This window comes from Sphaerochaeta sp. S2 (assembly GCF_016406725.1).
Taxonomy (GTDB): Bacteria; Spirochaetota; Spirochaetia; order Sphaerochaetales; family Sphaerochaetaceae; genus Sphaerochaeta.
In genome coordinates this window covers 1-19,436 of record NZ_JAEKNT010000333.1, presented here as the reverse complement: position 1 = coordinate 19,436, position 19,436 = coordinate 1, and the positions used below count along the sequence as shown (strand labels likewise).

At 48.1% G+C, this 19,436-nt stretch carries 16 protein-coding genes; 7 read left to right on the top strand and 9 right to left on the bottom strand.

What is annotated here, in order from left to right:
- A partial coding sequence (locus JF818_RS09775; protein WP_198891827.1) for a substrate-binding domain-containing protein occupies window positions 1-680 on the bottom strand: 680 nt, incomplete at its 3' end.
- Between the two features lie 221 nt (window positions 681-901).
- Between JF818_RS09775 and JF818_RS09770 the strand changes: the two genes are divergently transcribed.
- A complete protein-coding gene (locus JF818_RS09770) occupies window positions 902-1,921 on the top strand; it encodes a LacI family DNA-binding transcriptional regulator (protein ID WP_198891826.1) in 1,020 nt (339 codons plus the stop codon).
- Here the strand turns inward: JF818_RS09770 and nagZ are convergent.
- The 6 genes from nagZ to JF818_RS09740 all read right to left on the bottom strand — a co-directional run bounded on the left by nagZ (window position 1,911) and on the right by JF818_RS09740 (window position 10,509).
- Window positions 1,911-3,458 (bottom strand): beta-N-acetylhexosaminidase, encoded by a 1,548-nt coding sequence (gene nagZ, locus JF818_RS09765; RefSeq protein ID WP_198891825.1) that lies wholly within the window; start codon window positions 3,456-3,458, stop codon window positions 1,911-1,913. The two genes, JF818_RS09770 and nagZ, sit on opposite strands and share 11 nt — an antisense overlap.
- Before the next feature lie 117 nt (window positions 3,459-3,575).
- The gene (locus JF818_RS09760) at window positions 3,576-4,121 is read right to left on the bottom strand and encodes a glutathione peroxidase (protein ID WP_198891824.1); all 546 of its coding nucleotides are present in this window, start codon (window positions 4,119-4,121) and stop codon (window positions 3,576-3,578) included.
- A gap of 149 nt (window positions 4,122-4,270) precedes the next feature.
- Window positions 4,271-7,426, bottom strand: a complete 3,156-nt coding sequence (locus JF818_RS09755; protein WP_198891823.1) for a glycoside hydrolase family 2 TIM barrel-domain containing protein — start codon at window positions 7,424-7,426, stop codon at window positions 4,271-4,273.
- Between the two features lie 17 nt (window positions 7,427-7,443).
- Window positions 7,444-8,256: a carbohydrate ABC transporter permease gene (locus JF818_RS09750; protein WP_198891822.1), complete on the bottom strand. Its 813-nt coding sequence runs from the start codon at window positions 8,254-8,256 to the stop codon at window positions 7,444-7,446.
- A complete protein-coding gene (locus JF818_RS09745) occupies window positions 8,253-9,131 on the bottom strand; it encodes a carbohydrate ABC transporter permease (protein ID WP_198891821.1) in 879 nt (292 codons plus the stop codon). Before JF818_RS09745 ends, JF818_RS09750 begins: the two co-directional genes overlap by 4 nt.
- Before the next feature lie 79 nt (window positions 9,132-9,210).
- The gene (locus tag JF818_RS09740; protein WP_198891820.1) at window positions 9,211-10,509 is read right to left on the bottom strand and encodes an ABC transporter substrate-binding protein; all 1,299 of its coding nucleotides are present in this window, start codon (window positions 10,507-10,509) and stop codon (window positions 9,211-9,213) included.
- A gap of 172 nt (window positions 10,510-10,681) precedes the next feature.
- Here JF818_RS09740 and JF818_RS09735 point away from each other — a divergent pair, with 172 nt between their 5' ends.
- From JF818_RS09735 to JF818_RS09710, 6 genes are all read left to right on the top strand, one after another.
- A complete protein-coding gene (locus tag JF818_RS09735) occupies window positions 10,682-11,965 on the top strand; it encodes a sensor histidine kinase (RefSeq protein ID WP_198891819.1) in 1,284 nt (427 codons plus the stop codon).
- Window positions 11,943-12,602, top strand: a complete 660-nt coding sequence (locus tag JF818_RS09730; RefSeq protein ID WP_198891818.1) for a response regulator transcription factor — start codon at window positions 11,943-11,945, stop codon at window positions 12,600-12,602. The genes JF818_RS09735 and JF818_RS09730 overlap by 23 nt, the downstream gene beginning before the upstream one ends.
- A 78-nt stretch (window positions 12,603-12,680) precedes the next feature.
- The gene (locus JF818_RS09725) at window positions 12,681-13,214 is read left to right on the top strand and encodes a hypothetical protein (protein WP_198891817.1); all 534 of its coding nucleotides are present in this window, start codon (window positions 12,681-12,683) and stop codon (window positions 13,212-13,214) included.
- Between the two features lie 302 nt (window positions 13,215-13,516).
- Complete coding sequence (gene ablA, locus JF818_RS09720) at window positions 13,517-14,848, top strand: lysine 2,3-aminomutase (RefSeq protein ID WP_198891816.1); 1,332 nt, start codon at window positions 13,517-13,519, stop codon at window positions 14,846-14,848.
- A 2-nt stretch (window positions 14,849-14,850) separates the two neighbouring features.
- The gene (ablB, locus tag JF818_RS09715; protein ID WP_198891815.1) at window positions 14,851-15,690 is read left to right on the top strand and encodes a putative beta-lysine N-acetyltransferase; all 840 of its coding nucleotides are present in this window, start codon (window positions 14,851-14,853) and stop codon (window positions 15,688-15,690) included.
- 233 nt (window positions 15,691-15,923) lie between these two features.
- A complete protein-coding gene (locus JF818_RS09710; protein ID WP_198891814.1) occupies window positions 15,924-17,369 on the top strand; it encodes a sodium:solute symporter in 1,446 nt (481 codons plus the stop codon).
- A gap of 85 nt (window positions 17,370-17,454) precedes the next feature.
- Here the strand turns inward: JF818_RS09710 and JF818_RS09705 are convergent, their stop codons facing one another.
- Both JF818_RS09705 and JF818_RS09700 read right to left on the bottom strand, forming a co-directional pair.
- Window positions 17,455-18,699: a diaminopropionate ammonia-lyase gene (locus JF818_RS09705; RefSeq protein WP_198891813.1), complete on the bottom strand. Its 1,245-nt coding sequence runs from the start codon at window positions 18,697-18,699 to the stop codon at window positions 17,455-17,457.
- A 259-nt stretch (window positions 18,700-18,958) separates the two neighbouring features.
- Window positions 18,959-19,414 carry an FAD:protein FMN transferase gene (locus JF818_RS09700; RefSeq protein ID WP_370570323.1) on the bottom strand — a complete coding sequence of 152 codons (456 nt, stop codon included), beginning with the start codon at window positions 19,412-19,414 and terminating at the stop codon, window positions 18,959-18,961.
- Window positions 19,415-19,436: the final 22 nt, after the last annotated feature.

The window sequence follows — 19,436 nt, the reverse complement described above, 5'->3', positions numbered from 1 at the left end:
GTCCAGATTGCCTTGATGGATTCAATTTCTGCCTTGCTCTTGGTATTGAGGAAGTTTTCCATCTGTTCCATGGCAGTCTGCTGACTCCAATTGGTTACAAAGGACTGTACAAGATTGAATTTTGGACTGGCCGTCGAAAGGAATCCATTGGTTCTCTCCATGGGAACTGAGGAACTATCTCCCTTGAACTCGAGGTAATTCACCTGGCCCTTTGCCAGATCTTCCTTGAAATATTCATTGAAATAGCGACCAGCACCTTCTCCGATAGCAACATTATCACCACTGATTTCAGCATCAGGGGTAAGTCCTTGGATGAAGCGGTCATACACGATCAAGGGAACACCTGCATCCATGACAGTCTGGGCAACACTTCTCAGTTCATCACCATTAACTGGCCAGAGGACGATGACATCAGGGTTCATACCGAGAATAGTCTCTACAGCATTACTCTGTTCACTGCTCTCAGCTGCTGTCATGAAGCGATAATCAAACCCGTACTCTGCAGAGAGAGCTTTTACCTGTGCCTCACTATGCTGGATAGACTCTGCGGTGAATCCATGGTCAGCACTTGGAGTTACAACTCCCATTAGTTGCTTTTTTTCCCCTTCCTTGGCACCTTGGGCGAAAACCATGCCGGTGGTAACCAACAACACCAGAAGCAAAACTAGAATCTTTTTCATCACGAACCTCCTATGCGATTGAATTCGTTAGGATAAGTATAGGACTTTCTGAAAATGTGTCAACTTTTTTCGTAATTATTAGTGATTTATAAGAAATTAGCTAATATATACCGAGTATTTGTGTAATTCTGTTTCAATTCATGTAAAATTTTTCATATTTGTTCGAAGATTTACTTGCTCATTGAAAAAAGGAGCCTTATAGTGACTTTAGAGAGGAACACATGACAGATTCACAGAAAAAGATCACATACTCAGCAATCGCTGATCGTTCGGGAATCTCCATTGCCACCATCAGCCGGGTCATCAACAACAGCTCAAACGTCAAGGATGATACAAGAAAGAAAGTCATCGAGGCCATGAAATCGCTTGGGTATGATACATCAGCACTCGAAGCAAATACATCAAGAACCAACGACTTGATCATTTTCAATATCCCAAGCTTGGACAATCCTTTTTACAGCCTGATAATCCAAGGGGCGAAAGCTGCTGCACAGAGAAACGGTTATAATATGTTGATCAATGAGGATCCTATCGACGAACGGTCATTGGACTCTTTCACTGCACTCCTGAAAAAAACAAATGCTGCTGGACTGATCACTACAAACTGTATTGCACGATCAACCTTACTCCGTCTCAACACCATACTTCCGCTTGTCCAATGTTGTGAGTGTATCGACGGACTTGATATCCCCTTTGTCACGATCGATGATGTTTCAGCTGCAAGAAATGCAGTTGAGTATCTGATTTCATTGGGCAAGAATAGGATTGCTTTTATCAATGGCCCTCTCGAATATAAATATTCCCGGGACCGATTCAAGGGATACCTACAAGCTTTGGAACAGGCCAACCTCCATAAGGATCCGGACATCATCATACAGTTGCAGGAAATTGATTATGATATGGCCGTCTCAGCAGCAACACAACTATTGAACAGTGAACAGCGGCCTGATGCTTTCTTTGCTTCCAGTGATGTCTACGCAGCTGCAGCCATCAAGGCATCCAGACGTGCAGCGCTTCGGGTACCGGGAGATATCGCCATTGTGGGATTCGACAATATCGGCCTTTCTTCGCTATGCACTCCCTCCATCACAACGGTAAACCAACCAAAGTTCCAGTTGGGATTGCTCAGTTGCGAGATGCTCATCAAGCGTATCAATGCTGAGCAGATACCCATTCAGAGCATGTATATGGACACTGAACTCATTGTCAGGGAGACCACACAGAAATCTGTTAGGTCCTAACCAACTGTACTGGAAGAATCCCCGTTGCCGAGATCTCCTTTTTTAGCAACCGAGCCAGCGCAAGTATCGTATCCCGATTATATGCATACGCAGCAATGCTCCTGATACGTACATCCAGCTCGGCAAGATCATAGGGATTGCGAAGGGCAACAGTGAGGACCGGATGGTCCTTAGCCAGTGCATTGGCCAATGCAATCTGTCCTGGATACTGATGACCGTTGTAGGTTCCTACCACTACAGAGGAGCATTTACTTGCTTGGGAGAGCACCCTCTGGATTTCTTTTTCGTCAGGATTCTCACTCACCACAAGTGAAGAACCTCCTACTAAATGCGCCATATCAGGGGCAAAGTTTACCTCATGTTCCTCACTGGATACTACTGTTGCTTGAAAACAGGTCACTCCCACGAACAAGGGGTTGCCTCCCAGTTCAAAGGGTGCATCCTGTACCAAAGTTAGACTTTGAGCGTATAACCTTTGGTTTTCCTTCTTATGCATAGCACTACCCACCACAGAGAGAGGCTTTCTCTCAGCTTCCTGAAGCATCTGTTTGGCAAGAAGGATCTTCTCTGTCGAGGCATCGAATACTTCGCGTGAGAGGATTCCCTCTTCCAGGGCTTTGGCAATGGCTTCTGCTGCTGCGATACCAAGGCTTATAGTGTGGCTGATCAAAACCACATCCACGCCTGCCTTGATTGCAGAGACCGTTCCGTCAACAGTCCCTGAATGCTTTGCAATTGCATGCATCTCCATGCAGTCACTGAACACCAGCCCCTTGAAACCTAAGGTATTCTTGAGTAATTCAGTCATGAAGAAGGGACTCATGGTTGCTGGAACATTTTCTTTCTCGATATCGGGGAACAGGATATGACTACTCATGATCCCCTGGATCCCTCCCCTCACTGCCTCACTGAAGGGCAGGATATGGTTCTGGAGGTCTGAAAGTTCACCACCTACAGCAGGAAGTACCAGATGGGAGTCCTGGTGTGTATCACCATGCCCGGGAAAGTGTTTCCCTACAGCCATCACCCCTTGGCTCTGGATGCCTTCAACCATGGATCGGGCAAATCGTGAAACCACATCAGGATCATCACCATAACTGCGTACCCCTATGACAGGGTTATGTGGATTGCTGTTCATATCCAGGGATGGAGCAAAGTCCACATTTACGCCCAAGGCAGAGAGCTCCCGTCCTGTAAGGATACCTGCCCGCAAGGCACAACGCTCATCACCGGTAGCCCCAATGGCCATGGCGGAGGGGACTATCGTACAATCGCTGGAGAGACGACTGACCATACCTCCCTCCTGGTCAATACCGATAAGAGCTGGAACTCCACACTCTGTTTGCACCAACTCCTGTATTTGAGCACAGAGTTCGAACAGTTGCTCCTTGTCCCTGATATTCCTGGAAAACAGGATAACATTGGAAATCTTGTACTTCCTTACAGCTTCCCTAAACGTATCGTCCAAGGTGTAGCCAGGCAGGCCACACATTAGGTGCTGGCCAATCCTGCATGCCAATGAGAGTTCTAAGTCCATGTGAGTTGCTCCTTCAATGTATCATCATATCACAAAGAGCCTCCCAATACCAAAAAAGACGTTGCCCACACAACGGAGGACAACGCCAGCAAAGGTCAATACTGTTATTTTGGAGATTTACAAAAGTTTCTCGACGGCTTTGGCAACTTCGCCAAGATCATGAGTCGGCTCAAAGCGGGTAACCACTTCCCCACTCCTGTCGACGAGGAACTTGGTAAAGTTCCATTTGATCGACGGATCCTTCTCATACTCGGGGTCAACCTCACGCAATTTTCCATCAAGAATGGGACCAATCCTGTGGCTCATGTCGAACCCTGCGAATCCCTTCTTGCACTTCAGGTACTTGTACAAGGGAAGAGCTTCTTCACCGTTGACTTCCACCTTTCCGAACTGAGGGAACTTGGTTCCATACTTGAGCTTGCAGATTTCGTGGATCTCCTCGATAGCCTCGGGAGCTTGTCCATCGAACTGGTTGCAGGGAAAGTCCAGGATTTCAAAACCCTTTCCCTGATAGGTTTCATAGAGCTTCTCCAGCTCAGTGTACTGAGGGGTAAAACCACACTGAGTGGCGGTGTTCACAATCAGGAGTACCTTGCCTTTATACTCGGAAAGGTCTACCTGTTTTCCTTCCCGGTCTTGTACTGAGTAATCATATACGTTCATTGGAGCCTCCTATTTATATCGCTTGCTATTTAATTTTTCAAAACTTATATTTAGATAGTACCTACCCTTTATGTATTTGTCAAGTGTTTTTGTAAGGATTTGTTGAAACTACCCCGGACACACACTCGCATGACCGGGGTAATCAATACTCAGCGACTGCTGCTGAGGTTGAATGAGAGGCGATAGATACCGCTGGGAAGGCGATACTGCTGAAGTGTATCAGGACCGCAGGTTGCAGTCCCCACTCCCCTTACCGCTGCATCCAGATACAGATGATGTAATTTACTCTGCTCCAGCTTGTCGGCATGAAGCTTTTTCCATAACTCGTCAGTCGTATATCTGTGGAAGGCAAAGGAGAAGGGAGAATCACTGCTGAACTGAACACTGCCCGTGTTGCCATCATAGAGGTCCAGGCGCCTGAGGGCTGTATGTACTCCATAATCCTGGGGAACGATGTAAGGAACAAAGAGCTCGTCTACTGTTGCGTGGTACTCTCCCATGATCGCCCCATCCTTTCGGTCGGGGTAGTTCTCATGTGGACCCAAGCCGAAATAACGGCATGCAGACCATCGCCGATCAAGATCACAGGTAAGTCCCACTCTTGGGTATTCCCCCACAGTGTCATTCAGGTCGAAGGTACACTGATAGTGCAGCTTATCAGAAGAGAATATCCAATGTTGGATGAAGGTGCCAAGAATCTCCTTATCCGGGTTCTCCAAGCGATGTTGCGTGCAAAGTTGCCCTTCCTCCTGATGGATGTCCTCCAAGACCATGCCTACCTGGTTCAGCTTATGCTTGAACCAAGGACCGAAGGCCTTATTGTCGTGGTAGAACTCATACTCCGGCTCATCGGTATTGGACTGCAGTGTCTTGATACCGTCATTCTCGGTTGGACAGCGGAACAGATTTACCCTGAGGGGGCTCGCAAGCAACTCTTTCTGACCGGCAAAGGTAAGGCTATGCAAAAGGCCATCCTCCCCGATCTTCGCTCGATAAGCCTCCGTCTCCACCAGGAATGATCCCTTCTGGGTTTTTGCCAATGAAGCCTCGGGAATCGGGAAAGCCTTTTTGGGAGCCTCACAGAGCTTGAACTGTTGCCAAGCCACTACATGTCCAGCCTCTGCATATGCGGTATGTTCCTTGAGAAAGATTTCAAAGAGCAAGAAGGTCTCTCCATAGCGCATCATGGAGCGCACTTCTTCACCCAGCAACTCAGGTACTGCAAACTCCTGACTGCAACCAGGGTCCACAGCAGGAAGGGAGAGTGTCCCCTCCACTACCTTGGGGTCAGCCTCGCTGACCAGGCGGTAACGGATGGAAAGATGCTCCGTATTGGTGAAATCCTGCTCGTTGATAAGGGTGAATGTTCCGCCCGATGGATGCTCACTGGTGATCTGAATCGACTGCTGCACCTTGAGACATTCAGCCATCGCAGGCTTGACCGTACGGTCGGGGAGCACCAGGCCGTTGAGGCAGAAATCGTAATCAGTGGGCTTGTCACCAAAATCCCCACCATAGCGCCACGCTTTTATGCCATTCTTGTTCTTGTTGCCCTGAGAGGAGAAACCAACGGGGGCTCCTTCTTCGTTCACCAGAATACCTTGGTCGACCCAATCCCAGATGAATCCGCCCTGTATCCCACGACTTTTCTTGATAACCCTCCAGTAGTCGCCCAGGCTTCCATTGGAGTTTCCCATTGCATGGCTGTATTCACACATGATCAAGGGGCGGTCATCCTTGTCAGGCTCAGTGGTATGGTCCCATTCCTCGATCAGGGAGATGGGGGGATACATTGGGGCTATGATGTCGGTGGTAAACCTTCCCCGCTTCAAGCTGGAAAGGGAATGGGGTCCCTGCCCCCATTCGTCGCGGTTTGCTCCTTCATAGTGAATGGGACGGTTCTTATCGTAGTACCGTATCCAACCAGCACATGCATCATGGTTGTTGCCATGTCCACTCTCATTCCCGAGGGACCAGACAATGACCGAGGGGTGGTTGTAGTCACGACGGACCATCCTCTGCACCCTCTCCAGAAAGCAGGATGCCCATGCTTCGTCACGACAGATGCTGTCATAGTTTGCGTGGGTCTCTATATTCGCTTCATCCATGATATACAGGCCGTATTTATCACAGAGCGCGTACCAGATCTCATCATCCGGGTAGTGACAGGTTCTCACTGCATTGAAGTTATACTGTTTCATCAGCTTGATATCCCGTACCATGCTGCTTGTACTCAATGTCTTTGCCGACCGCTCATCATGCTCATGCCGGTTCACTCCCTTGATAAAGACCCGCTTCCCGTTTATCAGCAGAGCCCTGCGTGCAATTTCCACCTTTCTCAGCCCTACCATGCAAGAGCGATGCTCTCGCTCTGCTTCCAAGGAGAAACTGAGGCAGTACAGTACCGGCTTCTCACTGCTCCACAATTGGGGATGATCCACCTCAAAGGAGGTTTCATAGGATCCCGTACTACCCGTTACATGGCGAGAGATGAGCAAGGCCCCCTCCGGATCATAGAGACTTATAAGCATAACCTGCCCGTCCCCACCAGCATAGGGTGCTTTGATGTGGATGTGGGCTTTGGAAAAAGTATCATTCAGGGTGGGTGTAACTTTCACATCCTGCAGGGCGTTGCTTCCCTCACTGATCAGGGAAACTGTGCGGTGGATGCCGCCAAACCACCATTGGTCCTGGTCTTCCACATAGGAGGCATCACTATAGCGAACCACGATCAGGACAAGGGTATTCTCCCCTTTCTCCAGCACAGGGGTAAGGTCAAAGGAAGAAGGGAGCCTGGAATCCTTGCTCATTCCGACGAACGAGCCATTGAGATACACCTCCAGATAGCTCTCAGCACTACCAACCTTGAGAATTGTCTTTCTGTTCATCCATTCTCCGTCGATAATGAACTGTTTCTTGTACACCCCGGTAGGATTTTGCTCTGGAGGAAATGGAGGGGTGTTCTTGAATGGCATGATCACATTGGTATAGTGTGGCTTGTCCCATCCTTGCACACTCCACGCCCCTGGAACCCTGATGGGATCGAAGTCAAGATCACAATCCTTTTTAACGACCTCGTCCTCCACCTGGAGGGGGGTCTCATAATACCTGAAAGACCAAGTCCCATTCAACCTTACCTGGTAAGGGGATTCCCTCTGGTCCCACGCTTCAGGCCCTTCTTTTGCCCAATGCATTGCATCTTCTATGGTTGAAAAAGACGGGGGCAGACTGTTGATCGGAAGCCGATTGACCGAGGTGATCGACGGCTGTTGCCAAGCTTTGTGGTGGAGAAACAACGTATCCATACGAACCTTCCTTTGTGTTATTTGACCGAGCCGAGCACCCCTTCAACGAACCGTCTCTGTTGGGTAAAGAAGAGGATCAAGGTCGGCAGGGTTGTAATGGTGACAGAGAGCATCAGAATACCATAATCGGTAGTATACCCTGCAGTCAGGCCGGTGATCAGGAGAGGCATGGTCTGACTATCCTGACTCTGCATGATGATCAGAGGCCATAGGTAATTATTCCATGCATTCATGAATGTAACAATAGCAGCTGCTGCAAAGGTGGGAGCCATAATGGGCACATAGATCCTGAAAAAGATGCCAAACTCCCCCAGCCCGTCCACCCGGGCAGCCTGCACAGTCTCAATGGGAAAGGATTCGCTGCTCTGGCGGAAGAAGAAAATCAGGAAGGCGGTAGAGATCGTGGGGAGAATGAATCCCATGGTCGTATCAAGCAACTTTGCCTGGCTGAACATCCTGAAGAGGGGGACCATGAGGGCAGCGAAGGGAACCATCATGGAGAGCAGAAGCAACCCCATCAGGGTATCCTTTCCCTTGTCCCGATAGATCTGGAATCCATACCCAGCAAGGCTGCAGACCAGTAGGGCGGCTGCCGTATTGGCCAAGGCATTACGCAGTGAGTTCCAAAATGCATTTCCCAGTCGCACGTTCGTAGCAAGGGTCTTGATGTTCTCAAACAGGAAGGTACCGAAGAAAAGCCTCCCTTTGATAATGTCCACACTCTTGTTGGTTGCACCAACCACCATGAAGTAGAACGGAAACACAGAGAACAGGCAGATGATAATCAGAAATACATATTTTGCTATGGATGCACCTTGTCGCTTGTTCATCGCTTACCTCCCACTTTGATCTGGACGAAGGAGAGCACGGCAACCATCACGAGGATTGCATAGGATACTGCCGCGGCATACCCAAATTGTGGGTTGTACATAAACGACAGGTTATAGATATATTGGCTGATCGAGAGGGTTGCAATCCCTGGACCTCCGTTGGTCAGGGTACGAACCTCATCGAATAGCTGCAATGTCCCATTGGTGGACATGATGGTAGTCAAGAGAATGACCGGCTTGAGCAGTGGGATGGTTATGGAGAAGAACTGCCTGCTCGCTGAGGCTCCGTCGATACGGGCTGCCTCATATACGTTCCGGTTGATATTCTGGAGTCCCGCAAGATAGAACACGGTATTATACCCGGTCCATCTCCAGGTAATGGTAAGGATGATGACAAATTTTGCCCAGACGGGATGGGTCAGCCAGCTGATAGGCTCAGAAAGCATGCCAATGCCAACCAGGGCTGTATTCATGATCCCATCAATGGAGAACAATGATTTGAAGATCATGGCCGAGGAAACCAGACTGGTCGCGCACGGCAGAAAAATCATGGTCCTGAAAATCCCCCTGCCCTTGAGCTTTGGATCGTTCAGCATGGTGGCCAGGACCAATGCGAACAACAGCATAATGGGGACTTGGATCACAAGATAGGTGACAACGTTTCCCACTGAGGTGAGAAACATCTCATCCTCAAACAGGCGCGCGTAGTTCTTCAATCCTGCAAATTTCAGGTTATTCCCCCTTCCTGATTGCAACGAGAGCAGGAACACACTGATCATTGGATAGAAGTTCAGGATAAAGATGAATAGTGCTGCAGGAATAACGAACAACCAGCCGTACAGGTTGATCTTTCGAGTCAGATTGCTTTTTGCCATGACGGTTTCCCTTATCTATGCCGGTACAAATCCGATACCGCCAGTATACAGCGGTATCGGATATCGATGTGGATTAAAACTACTCGCTCATCAGGAATTCGACATTCTTCTGTGCAGTTCCAAGAGCTGCATCAATGTTCGTTCCCTGCATTACTTCGCTCAATGCACGGGCGATGGCATCACGGGCTTCATAGTTGAAAACACCGTACTTGACGTTGGGAACATTGCCTGCAAAACCTACCAAGTCCTCATAGATCTTCTGACCACCAAAGAACTCAATGGGGGTCGCATAGACCGGGCTTTCTGCGGCAGGAAGCCAGGTTGCAATTGCTCCACTGGTTGGCAGAATGGTCTCATATAGAGCAACGCTCCCACCAAAGGTCTTTGCCAAGAAATCGGTGGCAACATCAGGATACTTGGAATTTGCCATGACCATCCAACCTGAACCACCCTGGCTGGAGTAGTTCACAGAGCTGCTGATATTGGCGAATCTGGGAGTATTTGCAACAGCCCAGAGGCCCTTCTGGGACTCCTCGGCCTGGATGGATCCACTGATCCAGCAGCCGTTGATGGTAGAGGCAACCGTTCCATTGTTCAGTGTTGCAATATAGGCATTCCAATCTGGCACAAGCAGACAAACACCACTCTCTACCATCTCCTTGGTAATACGGAGTGCTTCCTTGAGGACAGGATTGTCCTTGATGTAGGCACTTCCATCCTCATTGAACATCCACGTGCCTGCACTTTGGAGCATCAACATGGGGAAATCGGGCTCATTGGCCACCGTGCTGATCATGGACACACCGGTTTTCTGCTTGACAATCTTGCCTAGCTCGATGAAACGTTCCCAGGTGATGTTATTGAAATCACTTACCTTGAGACCGGCTTTCTCTACGATGTCCCTTCTGAGGAATGTACCGGTTGCTCCATTGTCAAAGGGAACTCCATAATGATTTCCATCAATGGTTCCAACATCAACCTTGAACTGTGCAAACTGACTAAGGTCAATCTTACCATTGAGGGGTACAAAGGCTTCAGGATAGGTCATCACGTTCTTCTGGATTGCGTTATCCTGCATCAGGATGATGTCCGGAAGATTCTCTGTGGCATTGGCACTGAGACTGGTGATCAACTTCTGCTGCAGATCATTCCAGGGTGTCTCAACCACATTGATGGTAACATTTGGCTTGATGTCCTTGTAAATCTTTGCCGCTTCCTCCATGGCATAGATGTTGAACATCGGATCCCAGCACCATACCGTCAGGGTGATAGGGGCATTGGGGTCTACAACCTCAGCTTTTTTCTCTTCAGCACCACCGGCGAATAGCATGGTTGATCCCAGCACCAGAACCAATAGCACATACAACATTTTCTTCATTGCATTCCTCCTTGTTGTTCTTTGAACAAGCTAGCTACGTTTTCTATTGTTTCATGATAGGGGCAGGCCTGTCAGAGCGAAAGTGACAAGAATACTGAAAACATCTTTTTTTTCGGCCTTCATCCGGTACAAAAATACCGACTCTCATCCTCCTTATGGTATACTGTCCCCAATGGTTGAAAGTGAGCGATCCAGAAGAACGACACCCTTTGAGCGTGCCCTGTATGGTTACGCAGGATTCCTTCTTGCCCTCGGTCTTGTAGAGTTTCTCCTTACCTATGGATTCAACAGCGGAGAGAGTACCCGAGCGTTTGAGTTCTATCGTACCTTTTTTGTCTTCTTTGCTTTCTACTGTTTTTGCATCTTCCTGCTTACCCAATCGCGTAATCTTCTGGCAATTCTTCTGCTCATTTTTCTCTCCCTTACCGCCCTATGGGTTATTGGATACTCATTAAACGATTTTCTCACCATTCGCCTCTCACTTTTCCTTGCTTTCCAGAGTGTACTGCTCGTCTGTTGCTCCTTCCCTATCAGTCTGATTCTCTGCCCGATACTTTCCACCACTGGCGTAGTCTTATTGCAACTTCCCAGGATCCTTGGTGAGAATGAACTGAATCTCGCTCTCAGGAGTGCAGAAATTTCTGAGCTTTGGGCATTCTTTGCTATCTCATTAAGTGCTGCACTCTTGCAAGTAGGACTTACACAGTACCGACAACTCTATCTGAAGGGGCAAGAGCAAATCGTAATCCTGAATACCACCATCACCAAGCTCACCGTCTTCAGCCAGAGCCTGCAATCCTACGCAAGAACTGCGGAGATTGAGGCCGCAAAAAAGGAGCGCTTTCGTATCAGTCGGGAAATCCATGACATCAGTGGGTATATGTTCACCAATATCATTGCAATGATGGACGCCATTGTCTCAACTGGATGTAGAAACAGTGAGAAAACCAGTGAGATGTGCTCAGCTGCGCGCAGCCAAGCACAAGAAGGATTGACAGAAACCAGGAAGGCTCTACACTTGCTCAGGACCAATGAACAGGATCGGGAGACTGGAATCAAGGCAATCTACAAGATAAAGAAAATTTTTGAGGGGACTACCGGGGTTACCGTGGATATTGAGGCAGGGAATCTGCCTGCCTCCTTCGGTGATGAAATTGATCTGGTCTTGTATAGAGTGGTACAAGAAGGACTGACCAACGCCCTACGACATGGACATGCGACGCAGGTCAGGATGCTCTTCTGGATTATCAGAGACCAGGTGCAAGTCATCATCCTGGACAATGGTAGTGGAGCAAAGAAAATTGTCAAAGGTATTGGACTTGCCGGTATGGAAGAGCGAATCAGTAAGCTCGGCGGTACAGTCCATGCAGAGAATGCACCAGAGGGAGGCTTCCAACTAACCGTTACCATCCCACTGCAAAAGGAGCACACACATGATTCGAATTCTGTTGGTTGATGACCAGCCACTCTTCGTCCAGAGCTTGAGAATGAGCTTGGAGAGCTATGTGGACGATTTCCAGGTAATAGGAATCGCGAAGAATGGAACCAGCGCCATACAGATGGCCCTGGATGAAGTACCTGATGTCATCCTGATGGATGTCCATCTTCCTGATATCAACGGGGTGGAAGCCACCCGTGAAATCCTCAAGCAAAACGCTTCGATCAAGGTTGTCATGCTCTCAACCTATGATGAGGATGAGTATGTGAGGGAGGCCTTGCGAATTGGGTCAGCGGGGTATCTCTTGAAGGATATCTCCCCAACTGAATTGATTGCCGCCATCAGGGCGTTGCAATCAGGATTGGTACAGATTTCCCCAAAGATCGCAGCCAAATTGATCAATACCATGTACGATGGAACCAGCCCGAAAATTCCTGAGGTATCCGGTAGTTTTGAATGGTTCGATACCCTAACATCACGTGAGAAAGAGATCTTTGGCCTCATTGCCACCGGCTATGACAATCAACAGATTGCAGACCGACTTTTTCTTGCAGAGCAGACGGTACGTAACAATATCAGCTCCATTTACTCAAAATTGGAAGTGAAAGATCGCTTTGAGATCATACGCCTGGCCAATACCATTCACTATCACTAGACATTTTTCCAATTTTGTCACCCTACAGGCTCGTGTTTGTTTTCACAGTATGAGAAACTGAATGCAGAGGAGCCAACTATGAAACGTACTACTATATTGCTACTTGTGCTTATTTTGTCACTTGGAACGCTTTCCGCTAGGCAGAACAGCGTTGCAGTCGGTGCCCAATTTGGATTTACCACTACAGGAGTATTGGTGGACGTAGGACTTGGAGATCTCTATCTGCAAGCAGGTGTCAACTATCCGTTGGGGCTTACCTATATCGCATCTACTACTGACTCGGCAGACAAATTCTTCGATATCTACACATTCAATGCAGATATCAGCCAAGCGTTTGCACTCAGTGAAAACTTTGATATGAAAATTGGGCTCGGGACCACCGCTTTCACCAACTTCGGTCCGGTTGTCCTGGGATTGGCCGGTGCTGTAGTAAAGGGAGAGTACTGGATTCCGAACAAGAATACTGGAGTCTTTGTCAATCTGAATATCCCCATCATGGCCTACGGGTTTATTGAGGATGATGATACATTCGACGGTGGTGTTGTTTTTGATCCCCTTTTCCCACTTGCAGGCTTGTTCACCTCTACTGTGGGTGTGTTGTATGCATTCTAGGATTCTGTGCTGAACAGCATACGGGGGGGAGGCTGGGCCTCCCCCTTTTTTCGGTCCTTCCACCAGATTACCTGTACAACTTGTTTACATTGCAAGAAAAGAGCAAGGAAAAAACATCCTTTCTATATTAGTTTCTGTCGTTTTATTGCAGTAATGTCAAAAACATGTTATAATGGCTTTATCCAATACAAGAATAGTTGCCATTTGATCGGAGCAATCATTCGACCACAGACCTTCTGTGTGCCTAGGGAAATCTTTGCCTTTGGAACATCACCAGAAGAGAACCGTACAGGAAAAGACCCATGCAATTTACCGATTCAGAACAGCAGATAGTAGACCGTTTCGACACTGATGTCAGCAGAGAACGCTGGCGTGACTGGAAATGGCAGCTCAAGCATTGCATCAAGGATGTTGCAACATTTGAGAAACTGCTTGACTATACTTTCCCGGAAGCGAAACGAAAGGACATTGAGGCAACTATTGCAAAATTTCCCATGGCCATCACGCCCTACTACTTATCGCTTATCGATACCGACAATGTGGAGAACGACCCCATTTTCAAGCAGTCGTTCCCCGATGTCCGGGAGTTGGATATTGCAGACTATGATATGGAAGATCCCTTGCACGAGGATGCAGACAGCCCGGTTACCGGTATTACGCACCGTTATCCAGACCGTGTGCTCTTCTTGATTAGTAACACCTGTGCAATGTATTGCCGTCACTGCACCAGGAAAAGAAAGGTCGGTGATGTGGACAGCATCCCAGACCGTGAACAGATAAAAGCAGGACTTGATTACATCAGAAGCACCCCACAGGTTCGTGATGTCCTACTCAGTGGTGGAGACCCCTTGATGCTCTCTGATGAGTACCTTGAATGGATTCTCTCAGAATTGAGAGCAATCGAACATGTTGAGATCATAAGAATCGGTACCAGGATTCCTGTGGTACTCACCTATCGGGTGAACGAGAAACTGGTGAATATGCTGAAGAAGTACCACCCCCTTTGGATCAACACCCAGTTCAACCACCCGCGTGAGCTTACCAAGTCCTCGCGTAAGGCAGTTGAAATGCTCGCTGATGCAGGAATCCCCATGGGCAACCAGTCGGTCCTGCTTAATGACGTGAATGACTGCCCCAGAATCATGAAGAAACTCGTCCAGAAACTGACCTATAGCAGGGTAAGACCTTACTACCTTTACCAGTGTGACCTCTCTGAGGGACTCACCCACTTCAGGACCTCAGTCGGCAAGGGTATCGAGATCATGGAAAGCCTCAGGGGCCATACCAGTGGTTTCTGTGTACCAACGTATGTGATCGATGCACCGGGCGGTGGTGGAAAGATTCCCATCATGCCCAACTATATTCTCTCCTGGTCCACCAACAAGGTAATACTCCGTAACTTCGAGGGTGTCATCACTACCTATCGTGAACCAGACAGTTACTCATCCGTGATGTGTGATCGGAATTGTGAGAAATGCACCCTTGAGTTGAAACTGGATGACAGTGATGAGTTCAAGGCATACGGTATTGAGAAGCTTTTGGCGGATTACGATGACAGTTATTCCCTGACTCCTGAGGGGCATGTATCGGTAAGCGAGGCCTATGCTGAAGCCAACGGTGAAGAGGAGCGCTAGGAATGGGTGATACAAACGACACCTTGTTGCACTTGGATGGAGCGCTTGTCCAGCATGGCAAGAGCAATGACCGGATCTACTTGATGGATCCGGGCACTGCTGATGCTTCGCTCCTGGTTCCCAAATTGGTGAAATTGGCAGAAGAAAACGGTTACGGGAAGATTTTCACCAAGATTCCCCGCTCAATTTCTGCGCCATTCCTGGAAGCTGGCTTCTTGATCGAGGCAACGGCAGAAAAGCTCTTTCACGGCGAGGAAGAGGGGCTCTTCCTGGGAATGTTTCTCGATGAGAAACGCCATGAAGAGGTCCTTTCTTCTGAGTATGAAAAAGTTCGTGAATTAGCCTTTTCAGCAGATCGTAGAAAACCAAGCACAAAGTATTCTGTCCGCCTATGTTCGAAGCAGGATGCTGAGTCAATGGCAACAATCTATGGTAAGGTCTTTGACTCCTACCCCTTTGCAATTGATGACCCATCGTTCATTATGAAAACCATGGATGAGGGTACTGTGTACGCTGGAATTGAGGAGGATGGCAACCTTGTTGCGCTGGCCTCAGGAGAGTGCAGCTTCAAGGAAGATAAACGCTTCTCTGAAATGACTGATTTTGCCACCCTACCCAATAAACGTGGTAACGGGTATGCCCTCCACTTACTTGCATTCCTGGAAGATGAGCTTAGGAAGAGAGGAATTCTCACAGCCTATACCATCGCAAGGGCTATCTCGCCTGGTATGAACATCACCTTCGCGAAGGCCGGCTACACCTATGGTGGCAGATTACACAACAATACCAATATAGCAGGAAATATCGAGAGTATGAATGTATGGTATAAGAGCTTGGTTTGACCAAAATTTGTACATTTATTATCGCTTATAGCTGTATTATCCCATCCATTTTATGACTGGATGGGAATTTTTTTACCATATTGTCTAGTTTATATGCAATTTAATGTTACTTTTTTATGTTTTACAGTAATTTTACATAATATTATATACTAATACATAATTTTCTTGACATCTACCATTACATGTAACATCATATTTTTATCTTTGACATCTTTGGAGAAGGAGGGTGGGAAATGAATATCACCATCACGCTCATCGTTGTTTTGTACATGCTTATGATGTTGGGAATCGGGTACTACTCCTCAAAGCGGATTAGTTCAAATGCTGACTTCATGGTTGCTGGAAGAAGGCTTGGTCCTCTCCTGATGGCCGGAACCCTGGCAGCTACGGAAATCGGTGGGGGTTCCTCTCTCGGTGTTGTTGCCAACGCATATGGGAATTGGGGAATGAGCGCGGCGTGGTATATCATTGCCATGGGATTCGCTTTCATGATCCTTATCCCGCTTGCCCCGAAGTTCCGTTCCACTTCGGTAAAAACGGTTCCTGAGTATTTCAGAAGACGTTATGACAAGTTTAGTGGAGCTTTCAGTGCAATTGTCATGATGATGGCACTGGTTGGGTTGACCGCTGGGCAGTTCAAGGCTTCTGCTTCAATTCTTGAGGTCATGCTTGGGATTGACTACACAACCAGCCTGATTATTGTAACCATTGTTATTACTGTCTATGCAGTTATGGGTGGTCTCTGGTCTGTCACCCTCACAGACTTCATCCAGGTTTTCCTGATTGTTATCGGTATGGTCATCGCCGTTCCCTTTGCCCTCAAACTGGCTGGAGGATGGGCAACTGTCAAACAAACGGTACCTGCTGAACACTTCAGTCTTACAGAAGGTATTGGAGGCTGGGGCCAGATTATTGGTTTTGTCATCATGTACGTAGCTACCTTCTCTGTTGGACAGGAAGCGGTCTCCCGCTACTATGCAGCACGTGACGGGAAAGCCGCTGTACAAGGCTCAATCATTGCAGCAATTGTTAACTTCCTCTTTGCATTCATCCCGGTTATCCTTGGTCTTACCATGCTCAGCTTGTTCAACCAGAACCTGCTCGATGGGAATGTGGTTGATGCACTTTCAAACAACAGCCGCTATGCCCTTCCCGCCCTGGCTGTGGCAACCATGCCTGCAGTGGTAACAGGTATTCTCTTTGCCGGTATCATCAGTGCGACGATGAGCTCGGCAGACAGTGACTTGCTTGGTGCAGGTTCCATCTTCGGCAACGACCTGTACAAGGTATTCATCCATAAGGGAGCTTCAAGTGCGCAGGTAATGAAAGTGACCAAGATCACCATGGTGGTTATTGCCCTCTTCAGTCTGGTCACGGCACTGGTGGCTGACAATATCCTCACGCTTCTTGCCTTCTCCTTCACCCTGAGAGCAGCAGGTACCTTCGTGCCCTATGTTATGGGTCACTTCTGGAAGAAGTCCTCCAGTGCAGGTTCTACTGCCTCGATACTCAGTGGAAGTATCGTATTCTTCCTAATGGATAAAGGAATCATCCCCTCCATCCCTGGATTGAACAACATTATTCCCGGGCTGCTGGTGAGCTTGGTGGCTTTCCTGATTTTCAGCAAGGCATTCCCACCAAAGAGTGAGTCATTCGACCTGCTCTATGAAGAGGACTGATGGAATAACACAAAATCTCTCTTAGCCAATGAAGCCGTCGCAGTTTGCGACGGCTTCTCTTCTAAGGAATCAAGTATTGTTGATTCTACAGATTATGCCAGTACTCCTTGGGAACTGGATTGGCACCTTCCCAAATAATCTGGCGGAAATGGATCGGATCGGTATTTCCCTCTGTATTGATGAAAAGCACCTGGCTCTCCTCATCCAAGCCCAGTGCATCCTTCAGCTCTTCGAGTCCTGAATACTGCATAATGGAGGCAAAGGCACCGAGCGTCACCGCCCCACTCTCTCCACTGATGATGAGGGGATCGCCATTGAGCGGGGTTGCATACATTCTCATACCCTTTGCAGCTACATAATCTGGGACCTTGATGAAGGCATCAGCATCTTCGTTGAGAATCTCCCATGCAATGGGACTCGGGTCACCACAGGCAAGTCCTGCCATGATGGTATCGAGAGAACCACCAACAGAGTGAGGTTTCCCATCCCCGGCAAGCGCGCTTTCATAGATACAGGGTGCTTTGTCCGGCTCAACCACGATGCATTTTGGTGCATCCTGGCCAAAGAGGGCATGATAGAAACCAATTACAGAAGCAGCCAAGGCACCAACACCCGCCTGGATGAAAAGATGGGTCGGCTTCACAATTCCAACACCGGTGAACTGCTCCTGGGTTTCAGCGAGCAAGGTAAGATAACCCTGCATAATCCAGGTGGGTATTTCGGTGTAGTTGTCCCAGCTGGTATCACTGATGATGGTCCAACCGTTCGCATCTGCATCGATGGCAACCTGACGAACTGCATCATCATAGTTGCCGTCCACGATCACGACCTTGGCACCATTGCTCTTGATCGCATCAATACGACGGGTACTTGTTTCAGAGTGAACGTAGATGACACATTTGAAGCCCAGACGTTTTGCCGCCCAAGCAATTCCCCTTCCATGGTTTCCGTCGGTTGCACTGGCGAAGGTAAGATCACCAACCTTATCCTTGACTTCCTGGCTGGCAAGATACTCAAAGGAGGTGTCAGGGCCAGAAAGACCCAGCAATTTCTGGAGATACCGGTATAGGGCAAAGGAGCCACCTAGAACCTTAAAACTATTCAATTGCAGGCGACTTGACTCATCCTTGGTCCAGATACCGCCAACACCGAACATTGCTGCCAGATTGGGCAGTCCCTGCAGTGGACTCATTCTGTAGCCTGGGATCTGTCGATGGAATCGACGGGAGCACTGGGCTTGTTTCATGGAAAAGAGTTCCTCAGCCAGGCGGGTGTTCTTCTGGCGGGGCTCACGAACAATGTACGATATTTCCTGATGTGTACCGGTCATATCATCCTCCAATATGTTAATTACTTATATACTTCAATTTTCTTCATTAAACTACTAATATCAGCAAATATTCAAGTACTCATTGCCGATATGACCAATTAATCCTAAATACATCAAGTTCGTGATTGCTTCATCCTTGTATCCATGAAAAGACATCCTTGCTGGTTTGTTTCTTTGGAAGGTTTTAGATGAAGGGATTGCTGAACAAATCATATGAACATTGTATGGACAGCCTAGCTTGTTCCTCAAGGGTTGGACCCTACTCTTTTATGCGATACGTTTCATCTGTAAGGGAATATCCAAGTTCACCATCAGATGCCTTTTCACTGAGTACCACTTCCTTGTCATCGGTGAGGAATACTGCTTGTACGCCATCAAGGCTGTTGATCAGGTCCATACCTTTCTCATACCCCAAGGCATAGACACTGGTGGAAAGTGCATCTGCGAGGAAAGAACTTTGGGTGATGATACTTACACTGGTGAAATCACTTTCTACAGGAAACCCGGTCTTGGTGTCCAGGATATGATGATAGGTTTCCCCTTCGAACTCCAGGAATCGCTCATACGGTCCGCTGGTCACCAAGGAGGTATCATCCAGCTCCACGATCATCACATAGGCACCCCGGCCATCATCTGGGTCCTGAATCCCAATTCTCCAGAGGGATTCATCGGGTTTTCTTCCCAGCGTCAGGACATTTCCCCCAAGATTTACAATGGCTTCTGTTTCTCATACACAT